The 25,797-nt window shown below is 56.1% G+C and carries 18 protein-coding genes; 6 read left to right on the top strand and 12 right to left on the bottom strand.

From position 1 onward, the window contains the following. Positions 1–208: 208 nt before the first annotated feature. The gene (gene clpB, locus FRY97_RS16385) at positions 209–2,827 is read right to left on the bottom strand and encodes an ATP-dependent chaperone ClpB (protein WP_147168645.1); all 2,619 of its coding nucleotides are present in this window, start codon (positions 2,825–2,827) and stop codon (positions 209–211) included. Positions 2,828–3,310: 483 nt separating this feature from the next. Between clpB and FRY97_RS16380 the strand changes: the two genes are divergently transcribed. Continuing rightward, positions 3,311–4,150 (top strand): menaquinone biosynthesis family protein, encoded by an 840-nt coding sequence (locus tag FRY97_RS16380; RefSeq protein ID WP_147168644.1) that lies wholly within the window; start codon positions 3,311–3,313, stop codon positions 4,148–4,150. 320 nt (positions 4,151–4,470) lie between these two features. Here FRY97_RS16380 and FRY97_RS16375 read toward each other — a convergent pair whose 3' ends face one another. From FRY97_RS16375 to glmM, 3 genes are read right to left on the bottom strand one after another with little or no spacing between them, the layout of a single operon-like run. Beyond that, positions 4,471–5,619, bottom strand: coding sequence for a cysteine desulfurase family protein (locus FRY97_RS16375; protein ID WP_147168643.1), 1,149 nt, complete (start codon positions 5,617–5,619; stop codon positions 4,471–4,473). A gap of 35 nt (positions 5,620–5,654) precedes the next feature. Continuing rightward, positions 5,655–7,148 (bottom strand): aminotransferase class V-fold PLP-dependent enzyme, encoded by a 1,494-nt coding sequence (locus FRY97_RS16370; RefSeq protein WP_147168642.1) that lies wholly within the window; start codon positions 7,146–7,148, stop codon positions 5,655–5,657. 45 nt (positions 7,149–7,193) lie between these two features. Further along, complete coding sequence (gene glmM, locus FRY97_RS16365) at positions 7,194–8,573, bottom strand: phosphoglucosamine mutase (RefSeq protein WP_147168641.1); 1,380 nt, start codon at positions 8,571–8,573, stop codon at positions 7,194–7,196. Between the two features lie 179 nt (positions 8,574–8,752). Between glmM and FRY97_RS23235 the strand changes: the two genes are divergently transcribed. Further along, positions 8,753–8,887 carry a hypothetical protein gene (locus FRY97_RS23235; protein ID WP_262712245.1) on the top strand — a complete coding sequence of 45 codons (135 nt, stop codon included), beginning with the start codon at positions 8,753–8,755 and terminating at the stop codon, positions 8,885–8,887. 22 nt (positions 8,888–8,909) lie between these two features. Here the strand turns inward: FRY97_RS23235 and FRY97_RS16360 are convergent, their stop codons facing one another. After that, positions 8,910–10,361 (bottom strand): glycosyltransferase family 39 protein, encoded by a 1,452-nt coding sequence (locus tag FRY97_RS16360; protein WP_147168640.1) that lies wholly within the window; start codon positions 10,359–10,361, stop codon positions 8,910–8,912. A gap of 165 nt (positions 10,362–10,526) precedes the next feature. Between FRY97_RS16360 and FRY97_RS16355 the strand changes: the two genes are divergently transcribed. After that, complete coding sequence (locus FRY97_RS16355) at positions 10,527–11,171, top strand: WbqC family protein (protein ID WP_147168639.1); 645 nt, start codon at positions 10,527–10,529, stop codon at positions 11,169–11,171. Continuing rightward, the gene (locus FRY97_RS16350; RefSeq protein ID WP_147168638.1) at positions 11,168–12,922 is read left to right on the top strand and encodes a dynamin family protein; all 1,755 of its coding nucleotides are present in this window, start codon (positions 11,168–11,170) and stop codon (positions 12,920–12,922) included. The genes FRY97_RS16355 and FRY97_RS16350 overlap by 4 nt, the downstream gene beginning before the upstream one ends. 256 nt (positions 12,923–13,178) lie before the next feature. On the opposite strand, the gene FRY97_RS16345 is transcribed toward FRY97_RS16350, so the two are convergent. From FRY97_RS16345 to FRY97_RS16335, 3 genes are read right to left on the bottom strand one after another with little or no spacing between them, the layout of a single operon-like run. Then, positions 13,179–13,760, bottom strand: coding sequence for a Maf family nucleotide pyrophosphatase (locus FRY97_RS16345; RefSeq protein WP_147168637.1), 582 nt, complete (start codon positions 13,758–13,760; stop codon positions 13,179–13,181). Positions 13,761–13,781: 21 nt separating this feature from the next. Continuing rightward, positions 13,782–14,726 carry a geranylgeranylglycerol-phosphate geranylgeranyltransferase gene (locus FRY97_RS16340; RefSeq protein WP_170254692.1) on the bottom strand — a complete coding sequence of 315 codons (945 nt, stop codon included), beginning with the start codon at positions 14,724–14,726 and terminating at the stop codon, positions 13,782–13,784. After that, positions 14,726–15,220: a KdsC family phosphatase gene (locus tag FRY97_RS16335; protein ID WP_147168635.1), complete on the bottom strand. Its 495-nt coding sequence runs from the start codon at positions 15,218–15,220 to the stop codon at positions 14,726–14,728. The genes FRY97_RS16340 and FRY97_RS16335 overlap by 1 nt, the downstream gene beginning before the upstream one ends. A 127-nt stretch (positions 15,221–15,347) precedes the next feature. On the opposite strand from FRY97_RS16335, the gene FRY97_RS16330 reads away from it, so the two are divergent. Together FRY97_RS16330 and FRY97_RS16325 are read left to right on the top strand one after the other, a co-directional pair. Next, on the top strand, positions 15,348–16,730 hold the full coding sequence (locus FRY97_RS16330) for an aminopeptidase P family protein (RefSeq protein ID WP_147168634.1): 1,383 nt from the start codon (positions 15,348–15,350) through the stop codon (positions 16,728–16,730). Positions 16,731–16,740: 10 nt separating this feature from the next. Next, on the top strand, positions 16,741–18,870 hold the full coding sequence (locus FRY97_RS16325; protein WP_246141779.1) for a glycoside hydrolase family 97 protein: 2,130 nt from the start codon (positions 16,741–16,743) through the stop codon (positions 18,868–18,870). A gap of 610 nt (positions 18,871–19,480) precedes the next feature. Here the strand turns inward: FRY97_RS16325 and FRY97_RS16320 are convergent. From FRY97_RS16320 to FRY97_RS16305, 4 genes are all read right to left on the bottom strand, one after another. Beyond that, positions 19,481–21,028, bottom strand: a complete 1,548-nt coding sequence (locus tag FRY97_RS16320; protein WP_147168633.1) for a cryptochrome/photolyase family protein — start codon at positions 21,026–21,028, stop codon at positions 19,481–19,483. Positions 21,029–21,321: 293 nt separating this feature from the next. After that, positions 21,322–23,412 carry a M16 family metallopeptidase gene (locus FRY97_RS16315; RefSeq protein WP_147168632.1) on the bottom strand — a complete coding sequence of 697 codons (2,091 nt, stop codon included), beginning with the start codon at positions 23,410–23,412 and terminating at the stop codon, positions 21,322–21,324. A 53-nt stretch (positions 23,413–23,465) separates the two neighbouring features. Then, complete coding sequence (locus tag FRY97_RS16310; protein ID WP_147168631.1) at positions 23,466–24,797, bottom strand: M16 family metallopeptidase; 1,332 nt, start codon at positions 24,795–24,797, stop codon at positions 23,466–23,468. A gap of 307 nt (positions 24,798–25,104) precedes the next feature. Further along, positions 25,105–25,503: an arsenate reductase/protein-tyrosine-phosphatase family protein gene (locus FRY97_RS16305; protein ID WP_147168630.1), complete on the bottom strand. Its 399-nt coding sequence runs from the start codon at positions 25,501–25,503 to the stop codon at positions 25,105–25,107. Positions 25,504–25,797 lie beyond the last annotated feature (294 nt).

The raw sequence follows: 25,797 nt of genomic DNA, 5'->3' as shown, positions 1-25,797 counted from the left end.
TAAAAATTTTAGGATGATCAAAAAGTAAGGGCAGAGGCCTGCTCTGCCAAACCTAATTTCACAACAAGGACGTTCTGAAAATAATTTAGTTGCAACATACCGGAATGACACCATCAATTGCCAACCGTTGCACGGAGTGGGCATTTCCATAAAAAAACCCCGGAGGCTGTGCTCCGGGGCAATCGTTAAAGGCTTTTTATCTACTTGATCAAGCGGTCAGTTCCTCCTCTTTTATCGGCTGCCGGAAGACGATCTGGCCGTCGAAAACATCGAGCACCACGCTGCTGTCCGGCACGACTTTTTGCAGGAGCATCTGTTTGGACAAGGCGTTGAGCACCTTTTTTTGGATGACCCGCTTGAGCGGGCGGGCGCCAAATTCAGGGTGGTAGCCTTGGTCTGACAGCCATTCCCGGGCTTCATCAGCAACCGAGAGCTGAATCCGCTGTTTGGCCAGGCTGGCGCGCAGCCCATCCAACTGCAAGTTGACGATGCTGCCGATATCCGCCCTGGAAAGCGGGCGGAACATGATGGTCTCGTCTATCCGGTTCAGGAACTCAGGGCGGACCGACTTTTTGAGCAGGTCGAACACCTGTGCCTGGGTTTGGGCCAGCACTTCGTCCTCTGTGCCCGGCAGCATATCCGACAAGTTCTGGCGGATGAGCTCTGAGCCCAAGTTGGAGGTCATGATGATGATGGTATTTTTAAAATCAGCCACCCGCCCCTTGCTATCGGTCAGCCTTCCGTCCTCAAGGACTTGCAGGAGGATATTGAAGGTATCCGGATGGGCTTTTTCGATTTCGTCCAACAAGACCACACTGTAGGGCTTTCTGCGGACAGCCTCCGTCAGTTGTCCGCCCTCATCGTAGCCTACATAGCCCGGAGGCGCGCCCACGAGGCGGGAGACCGCGTGGCGTTCCTGGTACTCGCTCATATCGATGCGGGTAAGGAGGTCTTCATCATCAAAAAGGTATTCTGCCAAGGCTTTGGCCAGCTCCGTTTTGCCCACCCCAGTAGTACCGAGGAAGAGGAAGGAGCCAATAGGCCTGCGCTCATTGCTCAGCCCGGTGCGGCTCCGGCGGATGGCATCCGCCACAGCCTCTACGGCCTCGTCCTGGCCCACCACTCTTTTGTGGAGGTCTTCTTCCAGGTGCAAGAGTTTTTCCCGCTCGCTCTGCAGCATACGGGTGACGGGCACGCCGGTCCACCGGCTGACGATCTCGGCGATATCCTCTGCATCCACCTCTTCTTTGACGAGCATTTTGTTGTCGGCCTGCATCTGCTGCAGCTGCTGCATAAAATGCTCCAATTGCTGCTCTACTTCCGGTATGCGGCCATAGCGGATTTCGGCAGCTTCGGTATAATTGCCCTCTCGTTCTGCGCGCCCGCCTTCAACCTTGAGCTGTTCGATCGCTTCCTTTGCTTTTTGCACGCCGAGCACGACCTCCCGTTCGCTTTCCCATTGTGCACGGAGCGCATTGCGGGATTCTTCCAGGTTGGCGAGTTCTTCATTGAGCTGTCCGATTTTAAACTCGTCCTGTTCGCGGCGCATGGCCTCCCGCTCAATTTCGAGCTGACGGATGCGGCGCTCCACTTCATCGAGCTCTTCGGGCATGGAGTTCATTTCCAAGCGGAGCTTGGCTGCAGCCTCGTCAACCAGGTCGATGGCTTTATCCGGCAGCTGCCGGTCTGTGATGTAGCGGTGAGACAGTTGCACGGCCGCGACCACCGCATCGTCTTTGATGTTGATTTTGTGGTGGGTTTCGTAGCGGTCTTTCAGCCCCCGGAGGATAGAAATGGCATCTTCAACACCGGGCTCCCCAACGGTTACGGTCTGGAAGCGGCGCTCCAGGGCTTTATCGTTTTCGAAGTACTTTTGGTATTCATTGAGGGTAGTGGCGCCTATGGCCCTCAGTTCCCCTCTGGCCAGAGCGGGCTTTAGGATATTGGCGGCATCCATTGCGCCCTGCCCCTTGCCGGCCCCCACCAGGGTGTGGATCTCGTCAATGAAGAGGAAAATCTGCCCCTCAGCCGTAGTGACCTCATTGATGACCGACTTCAGGCGCTCTTCGAACTCGCCCTGGTATTTGGCACCGGCGATCAAGGCCCCCATATCAAGCGAGAAGATCTCCTTATCGCGCAGGTCTTCGGGCACGTCCCCGTCGACAATACGGTGGGCCAGGCCTTCGATGATGGCGGTTTTGCCCACCCCCGGCTCACCAATGAGGATGGGGTTGTTTTTGGTCCGGCGGGCGAGGATGTGCAGCACCCTGCGGATTTCGTCCTCCCGCCCAATGACGGGATCGAGCTTGCCGCTGCGGGCCCTTTCGTTGAGGTTGATGGCGTATTTGCCCAAGGCGTTATAGCTGTTCTCAGCGCTGTGGGTGGTCACTTTTTGCCCTTTGCGGAGCTCCTCTATTGCGGCTTTCAGCGGCTGCTCTGCCACTCCGGCGTCTTTCAGCATCTGAGACGTGCTGTCTTTGACCTGCATCAAGGCCAGGAGCAAATGTTCAAGCGCGACAAATTCGTCGCCCATGTTTTTGGCTTGCAGGCCTGCTTTTTGGAGTACTTCGGTAGCAGCCCTGGAGAGATATTGGCTGCCCCCGCTTACCGACGGCAACGACTTTACCATGCTGTCGGTGGCCTGCCGGACCGCATCGAAATTGACCCCCAGTTTTTTCAAGACAAAAGGCGTCACGTTTTCGTCTACCTGCAATACCCCACGGAAAAGGTGGGCCGGCTCAATGGCCTGATGCTGCTCTTGCAGGGCCAGCTGCTGTGCATACTGCACCGCTTCTTGCGCTTTTATGGTGAAATTATTCAGGTTCATAGCTTACGTTATTTTGTCGTTTAATGGTCCGCTGCCTTTTCGAAATCGGGGCAGCATACGCTAAAAAGACTAGCAAACCGTGTTCCAGCCCGGAAAGCCAGCCATTATGGCACAATCAGCAGGGCGCTCAAGCCATATTGTCACCTTGCGGTGGCCGGCGGTGCTCGAAATGGCAGATGGCCGTACGTGCCTGGCAGGCAGGATGAAGGGGCAGTCCATTTTTTGGCAATTTTTTCTCATTTTCGCCCAACCATTCCAAACCAAGCCCCTGTCTTAACCTATCGATACAAAACAACGCCCGAGATCAGGGGCCAAACAAGGTGCCGCAGCACCATTCAAAAAACTGCTATCATGCCGATTACCACTATGCTCGTTCTGACGCTCGCTGTTATTGCTGTAGGAAAAAAATCCCGGGCTTTCCGGTAAACCATTCAACCAAGCGGGGGGGGCTGCCGTTGCTCCAAAGAAAAAAGCAACCGCTGCATGAAAGTGACGCTAGGTTTTTCCCCCTGCCCCAATGATACTTTTATTTTTGATGCCCTGCTCCACAACAAAGTGGATACCGAAGGGCTCATCTTCGAGCCGGTCATTGCCGATGTGGAAGAGCTGAACCAAATGGCCTTCCGCGGGGCGCTCGATGTGACTAAGCTCAGCTACCACGCTTTCGCTCATCTTCTCCCCGAATATGCGCTGCTGCACGCTGGCAGCGCACTGGGCAATAAGGTCGGCCCGCTTCTGATTGCCAAGTCCGAGCTTTCCCCTCAAGCCATCACACAAGCCCGCATTGCGATCCCCGGAAAATATACTACGGCCAATTTCCTTCTTGCCCTGGCTTATCCGGAGGCTGCCCAAAAAACAGAGCTGCTCTTCTCCGAGATAGAAGGCGCAGTGCTCGAGGGGCGCTTCGATGCAGGCCTCATCATACACGAGAACCGCTTCACGTACGCAGATAAGGGGCTCGTTAAGCTGGCAGACCTGGGCGATTTTTGGGAGCGCACCACCGGCATGCCCATCCCGCTCGGCGGCATTGTGGCTAAGCGGAGCTTACCGCTGCCAGCCCAACAGCGGATCAACCGGGTGCTTGCCCGAAGCGTAGCTTTTGCCCTTAGCTATCCCGAAGCGCCCAAAGCCTTTGTGCGGGAGCATGCGCAGGAAATGGAAGAGGAGGTCATGTACAAGCACATCAACCTTTACGTCAATGAATTCACCCGTGATTTGGGGGATACCGGAAGGCAGGCCGTCGCCTTCCTGTTTGACATGGCCATGCAAAAGGGCATCATCCCGCAACAAGAGCTGGACATTTGGATACCGCTGGAACAATAGGCCCGATGCATCAGGGCTGTGCCGTGGGAGATGCGCTGTTTTTAACCACGGGCCGGCTTTTTCAGGAGGGGGCCTGCCCCTGCCAGCAGGCAGGTGCCGCTATGCTCCGGGGCTCGCTGCCCGCTCGGCCCTGCGGGCTTACACCCCTGCGCAGCGCTAGGCCAATGCCAGGCTGTAGCACAAACGCCAACAATATTTTGGGCTGCACTCCTTCAGAAGCTAGCCTCAGGTAAGCGGCTGGAAAAAGGCAATGCGTAGGAAGGGAGGTACCATGCTAACCCTACAATGATCCCTGCCGCACCACGTCTGATGGTGCGCCCCTACCCTGCCGGCTGCCCCGCCGGGATGATCTTAATCAGCTGGCTGATGGCCTTGTCCACTTCTTCCCGGGTATTATGGTGGGAAAAGGAAAACCGGATGGTTTTGCGGGGGTCGTCCCCTTTGAGTGCATGTATGACGTGGGAGCCTGCATCCGCCCCGGAGCTGCAAGCGCTGCCCCCAGACACACTGATGCCGGCAATGTCCAGGTTGAGCAGCAACAGCTCCGCTTTTGGAGAAGGCGGGAAGCCTACGCTGAGGAGCTTGTAATGCCCGTTAGCGGGGTCTCCGTTGAACTCTAGCCCGTCGAAATGCTGTTCCAGCTTGCTTTTGAAATAATCCCGTATGCCCTGAATGGCAGCCCTGCGGCTGTCCATTTCCTCATGTGCAAGGCGTAAGGCTGCTGCCATGCCCTGAATGCCGGCGATGTTCTCCGTGCCGCCCCGCATATTGCGCTCCTGCGCCCCTCCGTCCATAAAAGGCTTGAGGGTGTGCTCGCTATTGATGTAAACAAAACCGACCCCCTTAGGGCCGTGGAACTTGTGGGCGGAGCCGGTGATAAAATCGACTGGCAGCTCCTCCAGGTTGAAGGGGTAATAGCCAATAGCCTGTACGGTATCAGAATGGAACAAAGCGCCATGCTCCTTGCAAAGGCTGCCCACTTCCGCTAAATCGATCAGTGTCCCGATTTCGTTATTGGCCAGCATAAGGGAGACCAGGGTGCGCCCGGCCCGCTCTTCCTTCAGCAGCGATTGGATGTGGCCCATATCCGGCTGCCCTTTGGCATCTACCCTCACCAACACCCGCTCGGCCAGGCCCGTGCGCTGCAGGGTATCGGCCGCGTGCAGTACACAATGGTGCTCCAAAGGAGAGCTGATGATGCGGGTTACGCCAAGGTCACGCACCGCACATTTGAGGACCATATTATTGGACTCCGTGCCGCCTGAAGTGAAAAAGATCTCCCCGATCGATGCCCCGAGCAGTTCAGCGGCTTGTTTGCGGGCGTGCTCCACCGCAGCACGGGCCGTTCGCCCTTCGTTGTGGATAGAAGAGGGGTTGCCGTAGAGGGAGCGCATCGACTCCATCATCACTTCGGCAACGCGCGGGTCCAGTGGGGTTGTAGCAGCATTGTCAAAATAAATACGTTGCATCTGAGGGCGGTTTGATGAGGGAAACGGGAGCAGGCTTAAGATAGTTTGCAGGCGAACCACTTTTCTACCAAGCTGGCTTCGCCCTCTTGCCCGTCTTTGTGCCTGAACTCATTGGTGCGGTTGTCATAAGCATAACTTTTGGCCCATTCCTCGTGGTTGTGGTACACGGCTTCTATCGCATCGAGGATGAGGCCCAGCTCTGCGTCTGACATAACGGGGTGTATAGACATCCGTATCCATCCGGGCTTGTGGGTGAGGTCGCCAGTACTGATCTCATCCGTAATGGAGCGGCTGTACTGTTCTGAGACATTGAGCAGATAGTGGCCGTAGGTGCCCGCACAAGAGCACCCCCCCCTTGTCTGAACGCCGAAGTGGTCATTGAGCAGTTTAACGCCCAAGTTGTAGTGCAAGCCTTCGATATAAAACGAGATGACCCCAAGGCGTTGGCGGAGGTGGTCGGCCAGGACATGCAGCTTGGGCAGGCGGTCGAAGCGGGCCCAGACTTTTTGCAGCAGTTCTTCTTCGCGGGCCAGCATGCGCTCCACGCCCATTTCTTCTTTGAGGCGGACACACATCGCGACCCGGATGGTCTGCAGGAAAGCCGGCGTGCCCCCGTCTTCCCGGGCTTCTATCTCATCAATGTACTTGTGCCCCCCCCAGGGGTTGGTCCAGTCTACCGTACCGCCGCCGGGGTTGTCGGGAATGCGGTTGGTGTAAAGCTTAGGGTCGAAGATCAGGATGCCGGTAGAGCCCGGGCCGCCAAGGAATTTATGGGGCGAGAAATAGATGGCGTCGAGGTGCTGCAGCTCATCGCCCTCCGGCCTCATATTGATGTCAATATAAGGCGCTGAACAAGCAAAATCGACAAAGCAGAGCCCCCCTGCCCGGTGCATGATGCCAGCAATCTCGTGGTAAGGCGTTTTGATCCCTGTCACGTTGGAGCAGGAGGTAATGGCCGCGATCTTGGTTTTCCGCCCTTTGTACTGCTCCAGCAGCTCATCAAGATGGCTCAAATCCACCAGCCCCTCCGCCGTAGGGCGGATGACCGCAACATCGGCCAGGGTCTCCAGCCACGAAGTCTGATTGGAGTGGTGCTCCATGTGGGTACAGAAAATGATGGGGCGGTCAGCTTCGGGCAAGACGACCTGGCCGCGGTATTTCTCGTGCACTTTAAGCCCCAGGATCCGCTGGAACTTGTTCACCACGCCAGTCATGCCAGAATTGGAGGAGATCAGGATGTCCTTAGGCCTGGCGCCCACGTGCTTTTTGATGAGCCCTTTGGCATGATGGTAGGCCATCGTCATGGAAGTCCCTGTCACGGAAGTCTCTGTGTGCGTATTGCCCACAAAAGGGGCGATCTCCCTGGCCATGACCGTTTCGATGGGCTGGTACAGCCGCCCCGAGGCCGTCCAATCGGCATAGACGATAGGCTTTACGCCAAAAGGGGTCTGGAAGGTAGCGTCGTGCCCAACGACCTGCTTGCGGTACGGGGCGAAGTATTGTTCCAAGGTAATGGCAGTGGCTTGCATAGGCACGGTTTTATTGGTTGAGAAAGGGAAAGCGGGGCTGCCCGATCAGGCGAGCAATGCTGCCGCTGCGTTTTTCATTTGGTCAGCAAAAGCCTGGGCAGCTTCCGGAGTCTCGCCTTCGGCATAAACCCGGATGATGGGCTCGGTATTGGACTTTCGGAGGTGGGCCCAGCCTTTTTCAAAGTCGATCTTCAGCCCGTCTATAGTGGAATAATCCTCTTCTTTGAAATGGCTTTCCAGCCCCTTGAGCAGCTGATCGACATCGATAGCTGGCGTCAGCTGTATGCGGTCTTTGACCATATGGTACTCGGGGTAACGGGCTTTTATTTGCGTGGCTTTTTCACCAGACTTGGCCATAAAGGTCAGGAATATGGCGATGCCAGCCAGGGCATCGCGGCCATAGTGCAGGCCGGGCACGATCACCCCGCCGTTGCCTTCGCCCCCGATCACAGCATTGGCTTCTTTCATTTTGGCTACCACATTGACTTCGCCCACCGCGCTGGCAAAATACTGACCGCCGTGCCCTTCCGTCACATCGCGCAGGGCGCGGGTAGAAGAGAGGTTAGAAACCGTATTGCCGGGCGTTTGCTGCAGGATATAGTCAGCAATAGCGACCAGGGTATATTCTTCCCCGAACAGGGAGCCATCTTCGCAGACGAAGGCGAGGCGGTCCACATCGGGGTCAACGGCTATGCCCAGATGAGCCCGCGCTGAGACGGTCTCCTGGCAGAGCGCTTTAAGGTGGGCGGGCAGCGGCTCAGGGTTGTGGGCAAAACGCCCGTTGGGCTTTTTGTTGAGCAGCTCGAACTCGCAGCCCAAGGCTTTGAACAGCGGTGGCAGGGCTACCGCGCCAGAGCTGTTGATGCAATCGGCCACGACCCGCAGCTTGGCGTCCTGTACGGCTTTGGCGTCCACAAACGGCAATTGCAGAATGGCTTCTATATGGCGGGCGATGTAGCGGTCATCATAGATCACTTTGCCCAAATCGCCCACCATCGCATACTCGATCTGGCCATTGGCGATAATATCCAAAAGGGCTTCCCCGTCGGCTTGGGAGATGAACTCGCCCTTGCTGTTGAGGAATTTCAGCGCATTCCATTCTTTGGGGTTGTGGCTGGCTGTGATGACGATGCCAGCCCCTGCCTTTTCCATAGTTACCGCCATTTCGACCGTCGGGGTGGTAGACAAGCCCAAGTCCACCACATCTATGCCCAGCCCGCGGAGGGTAGCACTGGCCAGCTCATTGACGATGGCGCCTGAAATGCGGCCGTCACGCCCAATAACCACTTTAGGGGCTGCGCCTTGCTGCAGCAGCCAATATCCGAAAGCGGCAGTGGCCTCTACGATATCTTGTGGGGTGAGGTTGTCACCGGCTCGCCCGCCGATGGTGCCGCGTATGCCTGAAATCGATTTGATTAGGGTCAAAGTTGGTTGGTTTTGAAGGTTCTCAATGGCCTCCAAAATTAATAAAAATGTACTGATCTGACACCTTGGCCCGGCAAAGCCGCATTTAGGCAGTACCTTGCACCCTATTGCACAATCACCCGCAATACCGTATTTTAACGAACATTTGTGCCAAACCGTACCACAAAACCAGATCAACTATGGCAAAATCAAGAAAACAACAAAGGATCGAAGCACGGCAGCAGCAAGAAGGGAAGCGTATCTTGAACATATTCCTGATTGCTACAGCCGTCCTTCTCCTGCTCATGTACCTCGTCTTCCAGTTCTCATCCTAAACGAGCAGGCGCCAGGCGAAAGTTATTCTAGAGGCACGCGTACCCATATCGCAGGATGAAAGGGGTTGAGCAGCCCGGCGGACAGCTCCAGGCCGGAGGTGTCTGCCTGCCCCATCCACTCCAAGGGCAAGAGCAATAGGGTGTTGTCCGGCCCCGCTTCGAGCACTTCCTGCGCCCGCTCCGGGGTTTCGGCCACAGCCGTTTTGCTGTTCTGCTGTAGCGCATAAACTGCGGTAGCGGGGAAGCCGCCCTCCTGCCCTACCCAGACGGCATCGTACCCTGCCGCCCCTTCCGTGATGTCCTGCACCCACTTCCGCTCCCCCTCCATCAGGGGGCTGAACTGCAGCCAAAAAAAAGTGGTGAGCAATATCCCGCTAAAGAAGGTGCCCAACAGTACGTAGACCCGGTTGAGCCCCACCAGGCCGATGACCGCCACGAAGCTGAGGGCCCAGTACAGCCCGCTTGCTGCCAGGCCGGCACGGAAGCCCGCGCCCCCATAAAGAAAGAAGCCACCGATCAAAATCAGGATCAAGCCGCATGCGGCAGCAACGAGGTGGAGCACCCCGCCCCCCTTTACCATCCCCCGGTAGGGGAAGCGTTCGTCAAAATAATTCTGCATCTGCCGGGCGGCGATCATGGCCAGGATGGGCTGCAGCGCCAGGCTCTGCCCCAAGAGCGCAAAAAGCAGCCCACCGGCGTATAAAACCGCAAATTCTTCTTTTCCGCGCAAGCGTTGGAAGTGCTCCCACACGCCGGAGGCAACAAAGCCCAGGAATGGCAGCACCCCTAGGAAGTTGAACAGCAGATAGCGGCCCCAACTGCCAGAGAAGTAAAAGGCGTAGCTGTCCCAGGCCAGCCATTGTGCAAGATGAGCGATGCCTGCTATGGCCAGCCCCGCTGCCCAAGGATTGAGCCGCCAAAGGCGTTGCCCATCGGGGTGGAGGAAATACAGCCAAGCCGCCGCGCCGCCGATGAAAACCAGGGAGGACAATGGGGCTGCGCCAATTGCGAGGGCAAATACAATATAAAAACCCAGCTGCCAGCTCCATTCCGGCTGCTTCAGGTAGCGGATCAAGGCCGCATAAGCCAGCCAGGGCAGCAGCATGCCCCAAATGTCGGCTGTCCCCAGTTTGGCCAGGTTGGGGAGCAATAGGGAGGAAGCGCAAAGCGCGAGGGTGTACAGCACCACCTTCTGGCCAACCAGCCGGCGGGAGAAGATGTAATACGCCACGCCAGACAGCAGGGCCAGTATGGCCCCGGGCATTCGCCAGGCAATGAGGTCGAGCCCCGCCCCTGTTTGTGTCAGTGCCAGCACCTGCTCGGCCAGATGAGCCCCGGCCTGCCCCTGCGCCGCCCGCCAGGCCAGGAAAGCTTCTGCCCCGCTCCAAAGAGAAGTGAAATTGTTGCCGATCAACAGGTTGGCCGCCAACAACAGGAATGCTGATGTGAAAATGTAGGTTTCTTTATTGCCCATACTGAAGGTATTCAATTCGTAGGTTCGCTCCGGTGCCCGCAAAGTAAACAATCCTACCCCAAACAACAGCGCTGAGGAGTGGTTCAGAGCAGAGCAGGGGGCAAAAAAATCAGAAAATCCCTTTCTTTGTGGCCAAAGCCAATCCCCCCGTCTCAAAACAGAACCATGGGCCAACCTGCTATCTTAATCGAATCACAATACCTGCCGCCGGTGCAATATTTTGTTGCCTTGTCACAGGCGGGCACCGTTTACCTGGAAGCCCATGAGCACTACCAGAAGCGGAGCTACCGCAACCGCGCCCACTTGGCTGGCCCGAACGGCCCCATCCTGCTCTCGGTCCCGCTGCTGAAAGGGAAGAACGAGCAGCTGCCGGTCACCTCGGCAGCCATCGCCTACCGCAAGCCGTGGTTCGGAGAACATTGGCACAGCATACGGACCGCTTATGGGAAATCCCCATTTTTTGATTTCTATGCACCAGAGGTAGAAGCCATCCTCAGGGCAAAGCACCCCCTGCTCTACCTATTGAACCTTGAGCTGCTCCGGTTTGCCCTGCGCGCCCTGCAGCTCGGCGCACAGATTCGGGAAACAGATGCTTTCGGCCTGGCCAGTGAGCCCGCTCACAACCTGCACGGGCACATCCACCCAATACAGCCCAAATGGGCGTTCAACCCTGTGCCCTACCCTCAGGTTTTTGAAGACCGCCACGGTTTTTTGCCCAATTTGAGTATTTTAGACCTTATATTTTGCACCGGCCCGGAAGCGCCGGTTTACCTGCAGCGCATGGCTGCACAAAACCCCTTACCCGCGTGACCCCACTCATCAACAAACGACTACAGGCCTACCGCGCACAAGTGGATGAAATCGTGAAGGACCTGCACGAGCTCGCTATACGCACGGCCAGCGAGGACCTGGCTGAAACCGTTAGCGACCTGCGCAACCGCATACACGAGCCCTTTATGTTCGTGATCGTGGGCGAGGTAAAAGCGGGCAAAAGCAGCTTTATCAATGCCCTGCTGGCCACCGGAAAGGAGGTGACCAAGGTGGCCCCTCAGCCCATGACAGACACCATACAACAGATCTTGTACGGGGAAGAGGAAAGCTATGTGCCCATCAACCCTTACCTGAAAAAAATCCACCTGCCGGTCGATATCCTCAAAGAGATCGCGATTGTAGACACACCGGGCACCAATACCATCGTGGAGCACCACCAGGAGATCACGGAGCGCTTCATCCCTGCCTCCGACCTCATTGTGTTCGTTTTTGAAGCCAAAAACCCCTACCGGCAATCTGCTTGGCAGCTCTTTGACTATATCCATACCGACTGGCGCAAGAAGATCATTTTCGTGCTGCAGCAAAAAGACCTGATGCCCGATGAAGACTTGCAGGTCAACCTGAATGGGGTGAGGGAGTACGCAGAAAAGCAGGGCATTTCTGCTCCAGAAGTTTTTGCGGTCTCCGCCAAGCAAGAGCAGGAAGGGCAAACGCAGGAGAGCGGCTTCGGGCCTGTGCGCGCCTACATCAGTACCCATATCACAGGCGGCAAGGCCCCCGTGCTGAAGCTGCACAACAACCTGAGCACCGTTGCCAACCTGAACAGCAAAATTGCAGCGGGCATTGCTTTGCGGCAAAAGCAGTTTGAAGCCGATACGGCATTCCGAGAGGACATCCGCAGTACCCTGCTGCAGCAGGAAACCAAAAGCCTGAAACAGGTGGATGTACTGGTGGAGAACCTACTGGCCGGCTATGGCCGCATCACTCGGCAGCGGGAACAAGAGCTTAGCGAAGGGCTCGGCTTTTTCCCGCTCCTCAAGAGGTCTATCGCTTCCATATTCAACCGCAATGCCTCCATGAAAGAATGGCTGGAACGCCTCGCCAGCGGGCTCGAAGACGACCTCAACAAGGAGCTGAAAGCAAAGCTCAATGATGGAGTAGCGGACTTGGCAGACAGCATTCAGCAAATGGCCAAAATGATTGACCTCAAAATCCGGAGCAGCCAGACCATACTCCGGGACGACCACGAACTGTTCAGTGATATTGCCGAGAAGCGGACGAATGTGCTGCGGGAGCTGCAGGAGCAATTCTCCCGCTTCGTCAGCCGTACCGAGAACTTCACCGACGACAGCCTCTTCCCCGACAAAAGCTCTGTTTCAGGCGGGTTGGCTGCCAGCAGCGGGCTGGCGGTCATTGGGCTCGTGCTCGCAACGGTCACACAAGGCGCTGTGTTCGACATCACCGGCGGGCTGCTGACCGCGGTCGGCCTGATTTTTGCCGGGGCGACCACAGCTTCCAAGCGCCGGCAGGTCATGAGGGAGTTTAAGTCTGAAATTCAAAATGGGGGCGACAAGCTGGAAGAGGAGGTCACCTCCAACCTCAAAGCTTATATCTCCAACCTGCGCAGCCGTATTGACGAGAATTTCATCAAGTTCGACCTCCTGCTGGAAAAAGAAGAAGCACAGCTGCAGAAACTGCATGCGCTGAACGAAGACATCACCGGGCGTGTGGCGGCCCTTATCGGGGAGCTGAGCACTGCTGCGCCTGCTGCCAGCACTGAGGAAGAATAGGCTGGCCCCACGATGAAGCTGGCGAGGCTTGCAGGTTTCATCAGCGGGCAAAAGGTCAAGCCGGGGTGTCAAGGATTTATGGCTTGAGGCACTAGTGGTCTGTCAAGTGTTAATTTATGGGTTGAGTGGGAGCGGATTTTGAGGCTAATCAAGGCGGATGTTCCCGCGCATAGCAGGGCTACGTAAGGGGTTGTCCAACGAAGAGTAGCCTCAAAAGTCGCCGCAGGCAACCCCTAGTTTTAGCCTTGACAGACCACTAGGCTTTGAGGAAGCCAGCCAGCTCGGCATAGACCAAATCTACTGGCAGGCCCATAATATTGGCATAAGTGCCTTCGATCTTATGAATTTTGCAAAGCCCTATCCACTCCTGAATGGCGTAAGCGCCAGCTTTGTCATAAGGCTTGCATGCCTCCACGTAGTAGGCGATCTCCTCCTCCGACAGTTCGCCAAAGTGCACTTTGGAATGGCCCGCGAAGACTTTTTCCCGCTGCCCGTCAGACAGGCAGACCCCAGTGACTACCGTGTGCACATTGCCAGAAAGCTGGCGCAAAATCCGGTGTGCATCCTCCTGGCCTTGCGGTTTTTCATAAATCTTGCCATTGAGGATCACTACTGAATCGGCAGTCAGCAGGATCTCCCCTTCCTGAAGCAGGTGTTTGCCCCCATCGGCTTTCTTTTTCGCCAGGAAAGGCGCCACCTCCAGGGGGTCTATTTCGGGAGGGTAATCCTCGGGGACATCGAGGGGGCGTATGTCGAAAGAAAAACCTGCCTGCCGCAGCAATTGGGAGCGGCGTGGCGACTTGGAAGCGAGGACCAGCTTTTGGTTCAGGATATCCATACGTGTTTCTTGTAGTAAGGTTTACTGAAAAGTGAGCAACAGCAAAAGCAGCAGGCCGTTCAGCATGATCAATTTTGCCAGCTGGCTAAGGGTGCGGTAGTCTTTACTGCCCGAAGCATTTTTGAGCTTCGCCAAGCTATAGCCCACCGGGAGCATGAGGCCGGCCAGGGTAAACCCATAGCTGATGGCGCCGAAGCGCTCGCTTTCAGCCAAGGCCATGGCCAGGAGCAGCAAGAGCAGCAGTACAGCCGTAAGCCCCGCCATGATCTTGGCAGTGCCTACCCCCCAGGCCAGGGGCACCGTCCGGCAGCCTGCACGGGCATCGCCGGGCATGTCCTCCAAATCTTTCACCAGCTCCCGGTAGAGGGTCGACAAAAAGGCAAAGGCTAAGTACCAGTTCAGCAGGTTGCTCAGCTCCAAGGCCGTTTTTGGGGAAAGAACGATCAGCCTGGAGAAGCCTTCCCGCTCTGCGAACCAGATTACGCCCGCCACACCTGCACAAAAAGCGGCAATGAGCAGGTTGCCCGCCAAAGGGGCTTTTTTAAAATAGGCCGTGTACAGGAAGAGAAAGAGGACAGCCAAGGGGTATAAAGCGACAAGGGGCGGGCGCCCTACCTGGAAGGCCAGAATGAGGGCCAGAAAAAAACCGATAAGGGAGAGCGAATAGTAAAGCCAATAGGCCGTTTGTTTGTGAATGTACCGCCCTAGGGCCATGCGCCCCGGCCGGTTGGCCATATCCGATCGGAAATCAAAAATGTCATTGATAATGTACCCCCCTGCGGTTATGAGCAGGGTATCCGCCACAAAGAGGTGCATGGCCCCGGGCTGAAGCGCCATCCGTATCCCTTCCTCATCGAATGCATCCTTGAACAAAGCAAAGTAGACCAAGTACTGTGTCAGGGCCACAATGACCAGGTTAGGGAACCGGACGAGGCGGAGAAAAGCACGGAGATGTTCTTGCCGCATCACCAGTCGCCATTGAGTTTGAGCACCTTTTCTATGACATCGCGCGCACATCCGCTGCCACCGGGCTGCGGGCTGATGTAAGTAGCGGCCTCAAAGAGCTCTGGGGCTGCATCCGATGGGCAAGTTGGCACCCATACCCTGCGCATAACGGGCAGGTCTGGCATATCGTCGCCCATATAAAGGATTTTCCCTTCATCCAGCCCCAGCCGGTCGATGTAATCTTCATAAGCCTCCACCTTGTTGCTGATGCCCGAATAGATCTCTGTTATGCCGAGCCCTTGCAAGCGCTTGGCCACCCCTGCCGAGCTCCCGCCGGTGATGATGGCCACCTGATAGCCAGCCTGTACAGCCCTTTTGAGCGCGTAGCCGTCGCGGACATTCATTGAGCGGAGGAGCTCCCCCGCTTCAGTTACCAGAAGCTGATTGTTGGTCAGGACGCCATCGACATCAAAGATAAAGGTCTCGACGTCCCGGAACTGTTCGAGTTGGTTCATGCGCTCAGGGATTTTGTGCAGGGGCTAAAATAGGCATTCCGCAGTTAAACCCAACGGGCTGAGCGGGCAATCTATGCAAACTCCTGATTCTTCCCTATCTTCCCAGGCCTGAAACAAAACAACTATTATGTTCCGACCGAATATTTACCAGGCCCGCCGCAAAGTACTGATGGAAGCGATGGGCGAAGGGCTACTGCTTTTCCCGGGCAACGAGGAAAGCCCCATGAATTATGCTGATAATGTCTACCACTTCCGGCAAGACGGCTCCTTCCTCTATTATTTCGGCATCGACCGCCCGGGCTACACCGGGATTATAGATGCCGGCAGCGGGCAAGCCTGGCTGGCTGGCCCGGAAATGACCATAGACCATATCGTTTGGATGGGGCCTCAGCCCAGCTTGGCTGAGCGGGCTGCACAATGCGGTGCAGAACAGACCCTGCCGATTGGGGAGGCCGGAGCTTTCCTGCAAAAGGCGCAAAAAGCCGGGCAGGCCGTACACTTCCTCCCTCCTTACCGTGGAGAAGCCAAGCTGCAGCTTAGCGCATGGCTGGGGCAGCCGGCAGAAAGCCTTTCCCCTTCCCTGCCCCTGATCAAAGCCGTCGTTGCCCAGCGCGCAGTGAAGGGGGGCGAGGAAATAGAAGAAATGGAGAAAGCCCTCGCCATCAGCCGGGAGCTGCACGTCCGTGCCATGCAAGTGGCCCGCCCCGGCATGAAGGAAGCCGCACTGGCCGGCATGGTAGAAGGCATTGCCCTTGGAGCAGAGAGCGCCCTGGCTTACCCGCCTATCCTCACCGTGAACGGGCAGACCCTCCACAACCATTACCATGGCACCCCCCTGCAGGAAGGGCAACTGGTGCTCGGCGATTTTGGCGCAAGCGCCCCACACACCCACTACGCCAGCGATATTACCCGGACTTTCCCGGTCAGCAAGGCTTTTTCGCAACAGCAAAAAGAGGTTTACCAGATCGTCTTGGATGCAGAGGAAAGCTGTATTGCAGGCATGAAGCCCGGTATCCGCTTTGTGGACCTCCACCTGCAGGCCGCCCGCATCATCACAGAAGGGCTCAAAGCTTTGGGGCTTATGAAAGGGGATACCGAAGAGGCCGTGGCAGCCGGTGCCCACGCCTTGTTTTTCCCTCATGGGCTCGGGCACATGATCGGGCTTGACGTGCACGATATGGAAGGGCTGGGCGAAGAACATGTCGGCTACGCGGGAGAGCTCGAGCGCAGCGCTCAGTTTGGGCTCAAATCCTTGCGCATGGGCAGGGCCCTGCAGCCCGGGCACGTGATGACGGTAGAGCCTGGCATCTACTTCATCCCAGAGCTGATCCAAAAATGGCAGGCCGATGGGCTGCATGCCCCTTTCTTGAACTACGACAAAATTAATGCTTACCTGGGCTTCGGCGGCATCCGCATAGAGGACAACATACTGGTCACTGCAGACGGGCAGCGGGTACTCGGGCCGGCCATCCCTAAGCGCATTGAAGAAGTTGAAGCGTTACGGCCATAAAACCATGATTATGAGATATACCAAATTGCTCATTGGGGCGCTGGGCCTGCTCCTTTTGCTGCACAGCTGCCAAAACAATGCAGATGAGGACATGACAAGTGCTGCACAACAATCGCCCGATGGGCTGCTTTCGCTTCAGGTTTTCCTAAGCCCTGACGGAGCGCCGCAGTACACCCTGAAATATGGAGAAGAGCTCCTCCTTGATACCTCTACATTGGGGGTCGCCTTGTACAATGGCCCACTGCTGCAGCGTGGCTTGGCCATCACCGGCACCCAAATGCGCTCCGTAGCGGATACCTGGGAAATGCCCTGGGGGGAACGGCGCACAGTGGACAACCAATTCAACGAGCTGTCTGTCTCCTTTCGGGAATCCCCCCCGCCACATCGGGCCTTCCGGGCTGTTTTCCGGCTGTTCAACGATGGGATGGGGTTCCGGTATGAGTTCCCCGAGCAGGAAGGCATCAGCACTTTCGAAATTGCGGAGGAGCTGACGCAGTTCAACCTCAACGGCGATCATGACTGCTGGTGGATACCCGGAGACTGGGACATTTACGAGCACCTCTACACGGAGAGCAAGGTCTCTGCCATCGATGCGCTATCCAAAAGGGGCCACCCCAACCTGGCGCAGACCCACATCCCGGCCAATGCCGTGAACACCCCCGTCACTATGCGCACCGCCGCTGGCACCCACCTCAGCATACACGAGGCCAATCTGACCGATTATGCCGGTATGACACTGGCCGTGGACACCAAGGGGCTGAGCTTGCAGAGCAGCTTGGTCGGCTCTGAGCGCACCCCCTACAAAGTAAAGCGCACCCTGCCTTTCCATACCCCTTGGCGCACCGTGCAGGTCAGCCCGGATGCGGCAGGCCTCATCGGCTCTACCCTCATCCTCAATCTCAACGAGCCTAATCAGCTTGGTGATGTCAGCTGGTTCAAACCGACGAAGTATATGGGGATCTGGTGGGAGATGCACCTCGATAAATCTTCTTGGGACCTGGCAAGCGGACGGCACGGGGCGACTACGGAAAATGCCAAACGCTATATTGACTTTGCCGCTAGCCATGGCATTGGGGCACTGCTCGTAGAAGGCTGGAACACAGGCTGGGAACGCTGGATCGGCTTCGAGGACCGGGAGGGCGTTTTCGACTTCGTCACCCCCTATGAAGACTATGACCTGGAGGAGGTCGTCCGCTATGGGCGCGAAAAAGGCGTGGAGCTTATTATGCACCACGAAACCTCTGCTGCGCCGCGGACGTACGAGCAACAGCTGGATACCGCCTTTGCGCTCATGCAAAAGCTAGGGGTGCATGCAGTAAAAACAGGCTACGTGGGCAAAATCATCCCGAAGGGGGAATACCACCACGGGCAGTGGATGGTGAACCACTACCGCAAGGTGCTGGAGACCGCCGCGGAGTATGAGGTGGCCATCAATGCGCACGAGCCCATCAAGGCGACCGGGCTCAGGCGCACCTTCCCCAATGCCATTTCACGGGAAGGGCTGAGGGGGCAAGAGTTCAACGCATGGGCAAGCGACGGGGGCAACCCGCCTGGCCATTTGCCTACAGTCGCCTTCACCCGTATGCTGGCTGGCCCTATTGACTATACGCCGGGCATTTTTAATATCAAGCTGCACCCGTACAAGCCCGACAACCAGGTCAATACCACACTCGCCCATCAGCTGGCCCTTTATGTAGCCATCTATAGCCCGGTACAAATGGCGGCCGACCTGCCGGAGCATTACGAAGGGCACCCCGCTTTTCAGTTTATAGAAGAAGTAGGGGTAGACTGGGAGCAGAGCCTGGCACTGAACGGTGAGGTCGGGGCTTATGTCACGATCGCGCGGGAGGAGAGGGGTACGGGGCGCTGGTTCCTCGGCAGCATAACCAATGAAGATGGGCGGGAACTCGAAGCCCCCCTTAGCTTTCTGGCAGAAGGCCAACAGTACGTCGCCCATTTGTATGAGGACGGAGCGGATGCGCACTGGGACGACAACCCGGGCGCCTACCGCATTTCTAAAGCGATTGTTGACCGCAGCACTACCCTCCACCTCAAACTTGCACCGGGCGGAGGGGCCGCTGTCAGCTTTTTCCCCGCTTCCGGAGAGGAGGCAGAGGGCATCCTCCCGTACGGGCAATAAAGGCGCTCTCCCCGGGCTTCGCCCATAATGCCCGGGGAGGGTGTTTTAGAGCGTGTTGGAAGGGCGCAAACCAGATTGGCGTTTTTCTGGATGGGCCCTGCCCCTGCCAACGGGCAGGTGCCGCTATGCTGCGGGGCTCGCTGTCCGCTCGGCCCCTCGCCCTGCAGGCTTCGGGTCTGGCCTTCGGCCACCCCTTCGCAGCGCTAGTGCTTTAAGTCATAAATCTCTGATACTTAAGTTGAAGTTATTTTCCGGCTAATCAAGGCGAAGGTTCGCGACTTTAGCCCGAGCTAAAGGAGCGGTTCTTTAACGAAGAGTAGGCGGAAAATAACGAAACTTGGGGTGGCAAGGATTTATGGCTTGAGGCACTAAGCCAATGCCAGCCTAAAGCCCGGAAAGCGTAAACGCCCGCAACAATTTGGTTCACGCCCTATTGGGACTTTAGCAATCGGTCTATCCCGCTAGACAGCGGGACACTTTTTCGCTTATACTTCGCCCCGAAAATCCTTCCCGCTTTTGTGCATAAAAAGCGGGGCTTGGCTAAACTCCGGTTTTCGGCTAGAAGGCCAAAATCCCAACACGCTCTTACCGCAAGTGCCCTGTTTTTTGATTACAGCTGGTTGGCGTTTTCCTTGTAATACGCCGCTTGCTTAAGGATGTCTTCCTTCTGGCCGGCATCCATTTTCTCCCATACACGGTACATCATGCCAATCCGGGGGTTCTTGCCCAGGCGGCCGGCGTGGCGGTCGTAAAAATCCCAGTACAGACTGTTGAACGGGCAAGCCATGTGCCCGGTTTTCTCTTTGTGGTGGTAAGCACAGCTAGAGCAGTGGTCGCTCATTTTGTGGATGTAATTGGCACTGGAAACGTAAGGCTTTGTCCCGACGATGCCCCCGTCTGCAAACTGGCTCATACCTCTGGTGTTGGTGATCTCCACCCACTCAATGGCATCCATGTAGATGCCCAGGTACCATTCATCCAGTTCATCGGGGCTTACGCCCAAAAGCAGGGCAAAATTACCGGTTACCATCAGGCGCTGAATGTGGTGGGCATAAGCGTGGTCAAGGGATTGCCCGATGGCTGTGCTCAGGCACTTCATTTTGGTGTCGCCCGTCCAATACCAATCCGGCAGTGGGGCATGGTGCTCAAAATAGTTCAGCCCGGCAAACTCCGGCATCTTGGCCCAATAAATGCCGCGCATATACTCCCTCCATCCGATGATCTGCCGTACAAAACCTTCTATCTGCGAAATGCCCACTTTGTCCTGATGCCCCTCCCAATAGGACACACAAGTGTTGACCACCTCCAAGGGATGCAGGATTTTTGTGTTCATCGCAAAGGAAAGCTTGGAATGGAACAAGAGGTAGCCCCGGTCCGTCATGGCATCTTGATAGGTGCCAAACAGGTGGAGCTGGATGCGGGCAAAATGCGCGAGCAGCTCCAGGCACTCTTCGCGGGTCACGGGCCAGTAAAAGTACTCCAGGTCGATATGCCCGATGGTCTCCACCCCTGCTTCCCGGATCAGGTTTACGATATCCGACACATCTCGCCGGAAGTGGAGCGGCTTGGGGATGTCCTGCTTTTGGGGCAGCTTTTTGCGGTTGTCCTGGTCGTAGTTCCATTGCCCGGTGAGCGGGGACACCCCGTCTTCCTCCATCAGGATGCCATATTGCTTGCGCATATCCCGGTAGAAGCTTTCCAGGAGGTACGTTTTTTTGCCTTTGAAAAAACGGGCGACCCCATCCCTTGGAGACAGGAAGTGCTCGGTATCGGCAGCCGCTACAGGGATGCCCAACTCCCCATCGAGAGCGGCCAATGCCTGATCGAGGCGGTATTCATCGGGGAGCAAATACTCGAAACGTTGGGGCTTCAGCTCAGCCACCATGTGCTTTATCAGCCCCGTGAAATCATCCGCCCCGCTCTCACCCAGCTTGAAATAAATGACCCGGTGCCCCTGCTTTTCCAGCTCAGCAGCGAAGTGCCGCATGGCCAGGAAAAAGCCCACGATTTTTTGGATATGATGCCGGACGTAGCCCGTTTCAGAATGGAGCTCTGCCATAACGTAGCACACCCCCTCATCCACTTCCTGAAACCAAGAATGCTGGAGGTTGAGCTGATCGCCCAGGATGAGCCTCAGGGTGTGGGCCGGTTTTGCCATAGCGGTAGTCGATTTTGGTTTGGGGGTGAAACAAGGCAAGGTGCGCAAGGTTCATGGCAAAGCAAAGCGCCCCGGCACCATTGAAGAGGTACCGGGGCGCTCCTGTGATGGGCGAAACCAATATATCGCAGGCGCTTAGCCTTCCGGGGCTTTGGGCTGGCAACGGCCTAGCGCTGCGAAGGGGTGTAAGAGCCCGTCAGGGCCGAGCGGATAGCGAGCCCCGTAGCATAGCGGCACCTGCCATTAGGCAGGGGCAGGCCCCTCCCAATTCAGCCTGTACTGAGGCATTGGCCTTATTCCTCTACCTTGAACGTATCATCCGATAGCCCAGAGTTGACGGCTACGGATTCTACCTTCATGGTAATGGGGAAAGGCGCCATGCCCTCCGATTTGTTCTCAAAGGGGAACATCACCCCATCCACGGCCTGATAATCCGCAAACTCATTCGTTACGGAGATTTCCCCCGTGGGCCCTTCCTGTTTAGTGACTTGGCGAAGTTTCAGCCCAGACGCTACGGCGTAATACTCAGTGACCACATCGCCAGATGGCAGCGTGATCTGCAGTTTATAGGCTTGCTCCCCGTTGATCTCTTCTACGCCAGTGAGGTCAATTTTATGGTCTTTGGCAGAGTAGTTCAGCTCTGGGAAAATACTCGCCCGGGCCTTCATGGCCTCAGCTTCCTCCCCTTCTAGGATTTGCTTCTGCCCCATAGCGCTTACCATGCCCTTCTCTCCATCAAAGCGGGTTTCGTTCATCACGTTGCCGTTCATTTTCACTGCCATGGCCATTTTGCCAGATGCAGCCTGCTTGGTCTCAATCGAAAGCTGCATGCCCTGTACCGTAGCTGACATGGAAATGGTGACATCCTCAACTTTAGCCAAAGCGTCCTTACCGCCAAGGGCTTCCAGATAGCTGTTGATGACATCCATACCGGTAAGCCCCTCCGGGATAGCCGCCTGAGCGGCTTTCTTTTCCTGCCCCTCTTTATCGTAGAACACCACGGGAGCGACGCGCTGCAAGGCTTCAGCGGTTTCATCCATATTGCCGACGACCACGATGTACGCCTGATCGGGGCGGAGGAATTTGCGGGCTGCTTCGCGCAGGTCTTCCCGGGTCACAGCAGCCACTTTTTCGAGATAGGTGGCATAGTAGTCCTTTGGCAATTTGTAGCGGGCGGTATTGAGGGCGAACCGTGCAGCAGTTTCCGGGCGCTCTGTGCTCCGGGCGAAGCTGCCGAAGATAAAGTTTTTCACGCCCTGCAGTTCTTTTTCGGTCACCAGCTCATTGCGCAGCAGCTCCATTTCTTTCAGCATTTCGACGACGGCGCTGTCGGTCACCTCATTGCGGACGTTGCCGCCGGCGGCAAAATAGCCGATCAATTTGTCATAGCTCAGTGTAGAGCGCACCCCATAGGAATACCCTTTATCCTCCCGGATGTTCTGGTTGAGGCGGCTGGAGAGCACACCGCCCCCAAGCAAGGTATTGAGGACGTTGGCCACGATGGCATCCTGAGCGCCCGGCTTCAGGTTGACCGGATAGGTGATGTTGAGGACAGATTGGGTCGCCCCGTCTTTGTTCACGAAAGCGACTTGTGCCTCCTCGGGCATGTCGGGCCGTGGGAAGAACTTTTTGGCTATCGCCCCTTTCTCCCATTTGCCGAAGTATTGCTCTGCCAGCTCGCGGGCCTCTTCCGCCGTGATGTCCCCAATAAACGCGAGGTAGCTGATATTGGGCTTAAAATTAGCCTCGTAGTAAGCTTTGCAATCTGCCAGCTTGATGTTGCCGAGCGTTTCTTCTGTAGTCAGCTCACCGTAAGGATGGGCTGAGCCATTGCGGAGCACCTGAGAGACATTGGAAGAGATGGTGGCAGGGTCGGAGGCCTGATACTGCAAGCCAGAGATTTGCTGCTGCAGCACCTTTTCGAACTCCTCTTCCGGGAAAGCAGGGTTGAGGGCGACATCGGCCATGAGCTCGAGCAGGGTTGCTTTGTGCTTGCTCAGGCTGCTGGCGTAGACCCCCGTCGAGGTGGAGTACAAGCTCGCCCCGATAAAATCCACGGCCTGATCGATTTCGGCTTTGGACCGGCTGGCGGTACCCCTGCTCAGCAGGTCGCCGGCAAGGTCGGGCACACCAGCTTTTTCCCCGTACGTGGCCGGCGGTACGTCTACCAGCAACTGGAACGTCACTTTCGGCAGCTTGTGGTTTTCCACAACGATGACCTGCAGCCCATTATCTAAGGAGAATTGCTCGTACTCGCCCATCTGTATGCGGGGTGCAGGGCCAGCCTTTGGCGGGTTTTTACGGAAATCATCGTTTTGGGCAGCTGCCCAGCCGGTTGCGAGCAGCAGCGCAAAGAAAGTAAATATAGTGGGTTTGAAATTCATCTTTCAGTGTTGAATTTGGTCTTTAAATCAGGTTTTGCCCGTAGTAGTACCGGCTATGGCTTAGCCGGCTCAGGCAGATAATACAGGGCAACGCGGTTGCTGGGCTGAAAATACTTGTTGGCCACGCGCTTGATGTCTTCGCGGGTGACCGCCTGATACTTCTCCAGTTCTGTATTGATCAGGTTGGCATCGCCCTGAAGGGTATGGTAGGTCGCCAGGTTGTTGGCGATACCGAACATGGTAGCGTTGTCGGTAAAAAAGTCGGACTCCACCTGGTTGAGCAGCTTGCTGTACTCCGCTTCAGAGATCAGCTCGTCGCGCACCCGTTCCACCTCCGCGTCCATAGCCTCTTCCAAGTCTTTGGCATCTACCCCCGCGCTAGTGATGGCGAAAGTGATGGCCAGGCCGGGGTCCTCCATTTCCATAGCATAATTGAATACGGTCAGTGCTTTCTGCTGCTCGTCCACAAGGGCTTTGCGCATGCGGGAGCTTTCCCCTTCAGAAAGGAGCTTGTTGAGCATTTTGATGGCGTAGATGTCTTTGTCCTGCACTGAAGGGATGCGGTAAGCATGGAAGACAGCCGGCAGCTGCACCTGGTCGAATATGGTATCCCGCACTTCCTTTTTCATGGCAGGCTCCTCTACCTCTGGCCGGTAGATCTTGCCCTGCTTAGCTGGTATCGAGCTGAAATACTGCTCCACCCATGCTTTGGCCTGCTTGGGCTCGATATCGCCTGCAATGACCAAGACCGCGTTGTTGGGCACATAGAAATCTTTGTAAAAGTTGATGTAGTCGGCCTCAGTAGCGGCATTGAGGTGGTCCATAGAGCCAATGGTCGGCCACTGATAAGGGTGCTTGGTGTAGGCGCGGTCCAGCACTTCGAGCAGGAAGGTGCCGTAGGGCTGATTATCATATCGCTGCCGCATTTCTTCTTTGACGACCTCCCTTTGGGTCTCCACCCCTTTTTGGTCCACTTTGGCATGGAGCATGCGCTCCGACTCCAGCCAAAGCCCGAGCTCCAGCTGATTGGAGGGCAGTATTTCAAAGTAGCAGGTAACATCAGAAGAAGTATAAGCATTAAGGGTGCCCCCGGCGTTTTGGATGTACTTGTCGAACTGCCCGCGCTCGATGTTTTCTGAGCCTTCGAAAAGCAGGTGCTCGAAAAAGTGGGCAAAGCCTGTACGGTCCGGGTTCTCATTCTTCGAGCCCACGTGGTACATTACCGCAAGGGCCACAATGGGGGTGCTTTTGTCCTGATGCAAGATGACCTCGAGGCCGTTGTCCAGCTTCATGGTCTCGAACTCGATCCCCCGCTCTTGAGCAAACAAGGAAGGCACTCCTACAGCAAAGGCAAGCAGCAAGGCGATTTTTCTGGCTAGAGTCATATTCATTATATTTTTTGGAAAGGGATTTAAGGCTGGCCAGTACAAAAGGCAGCCATTTTGAAAGCAGGCGCAATTTGCAAAACGCCAACCACAAATAAAAACCCTTTAGAGGAGTTATGGTTCTCGCCCGACGAAAGTGCGGCTAGTGCCTCAAGCCATAAATCCTTGACTCCCCAAGTTTCGTTCTTTTCCGCCTACTTTTCGTTAAAGAACCGCTCCTTTAGCTCGGGCTAAAGTCGCGAACCTTCGCCTTGATTAGCCGGAAAACAACTTCAACTTAAGTATCAGAGATTTATGACTTAAGGCACTAGGGCAAGCTCCCAAGGAACAACAAGACTTCACGCTTGATGGCCTCCTGCAGCCGGCTGAGCTGCTCCGGGCTGCCTCCGGTCTGCCATACCGGAAAGGAAAAATGTACCAAATGGTTGTAGGTAATGCCCGAAAGGTAATCGGCAGGAAGGACCTCGGCTACCGTCAGGACATAGTCAAAGTGCTGCCCGGCATAATCCGTGACTGCACGGGGCAGATTCTGGCTGACATCAATAAAGTCCGATTGCATAGCTCTTACCACCTCAGGCTCGGGCAGGGCCGGGCTGATGCCCGCGGTTTCTACCCTCAGGCGCTCCTGTGCATAGTATGCCAAATACCCCGCTGCTATTTGCGTGCGGATGGCGTCATCAGTCCCAATTACCAATATATCCATCATACTCTGTAGCCAACTAAAATGGCAGGGGCGCTGTGCCCCGTCCGCCCCAAATATATACAAATGAAGATATTTGCATAGGAGAAGTTAGGTTAATTCTGAACATCGTGTTGGCATTCCGTTTGGGCACACTTCCAGGATTTTTGCCCGCCGGCCCTTGTTTTTAGGCCAAAAAAATGTATATTTATCAAGCGTTACGGTATTTTTCCAGTCTTAGCACTGCTCCTCGTACATCCATCCGGATCCCATAATCCCTATTTGCCTGATTTATGGGCGCAAAACAAAATTGTCACTTTT

The organism is Phaeodactylibacter luteus (assembly GCF_007993045.1).
GTDB lineage: Bacteria > Bacteroidota > Bacteroidia > Chitinophagales > Saprospiraceae > Phaeodactylibacter > Phaeodactylibacter luteus.
The sequence above is the reverse complement of the archived record's forward strand: the minus strand, read 5'-3'. Positions and strand labels throughout refer to the sequence as shown.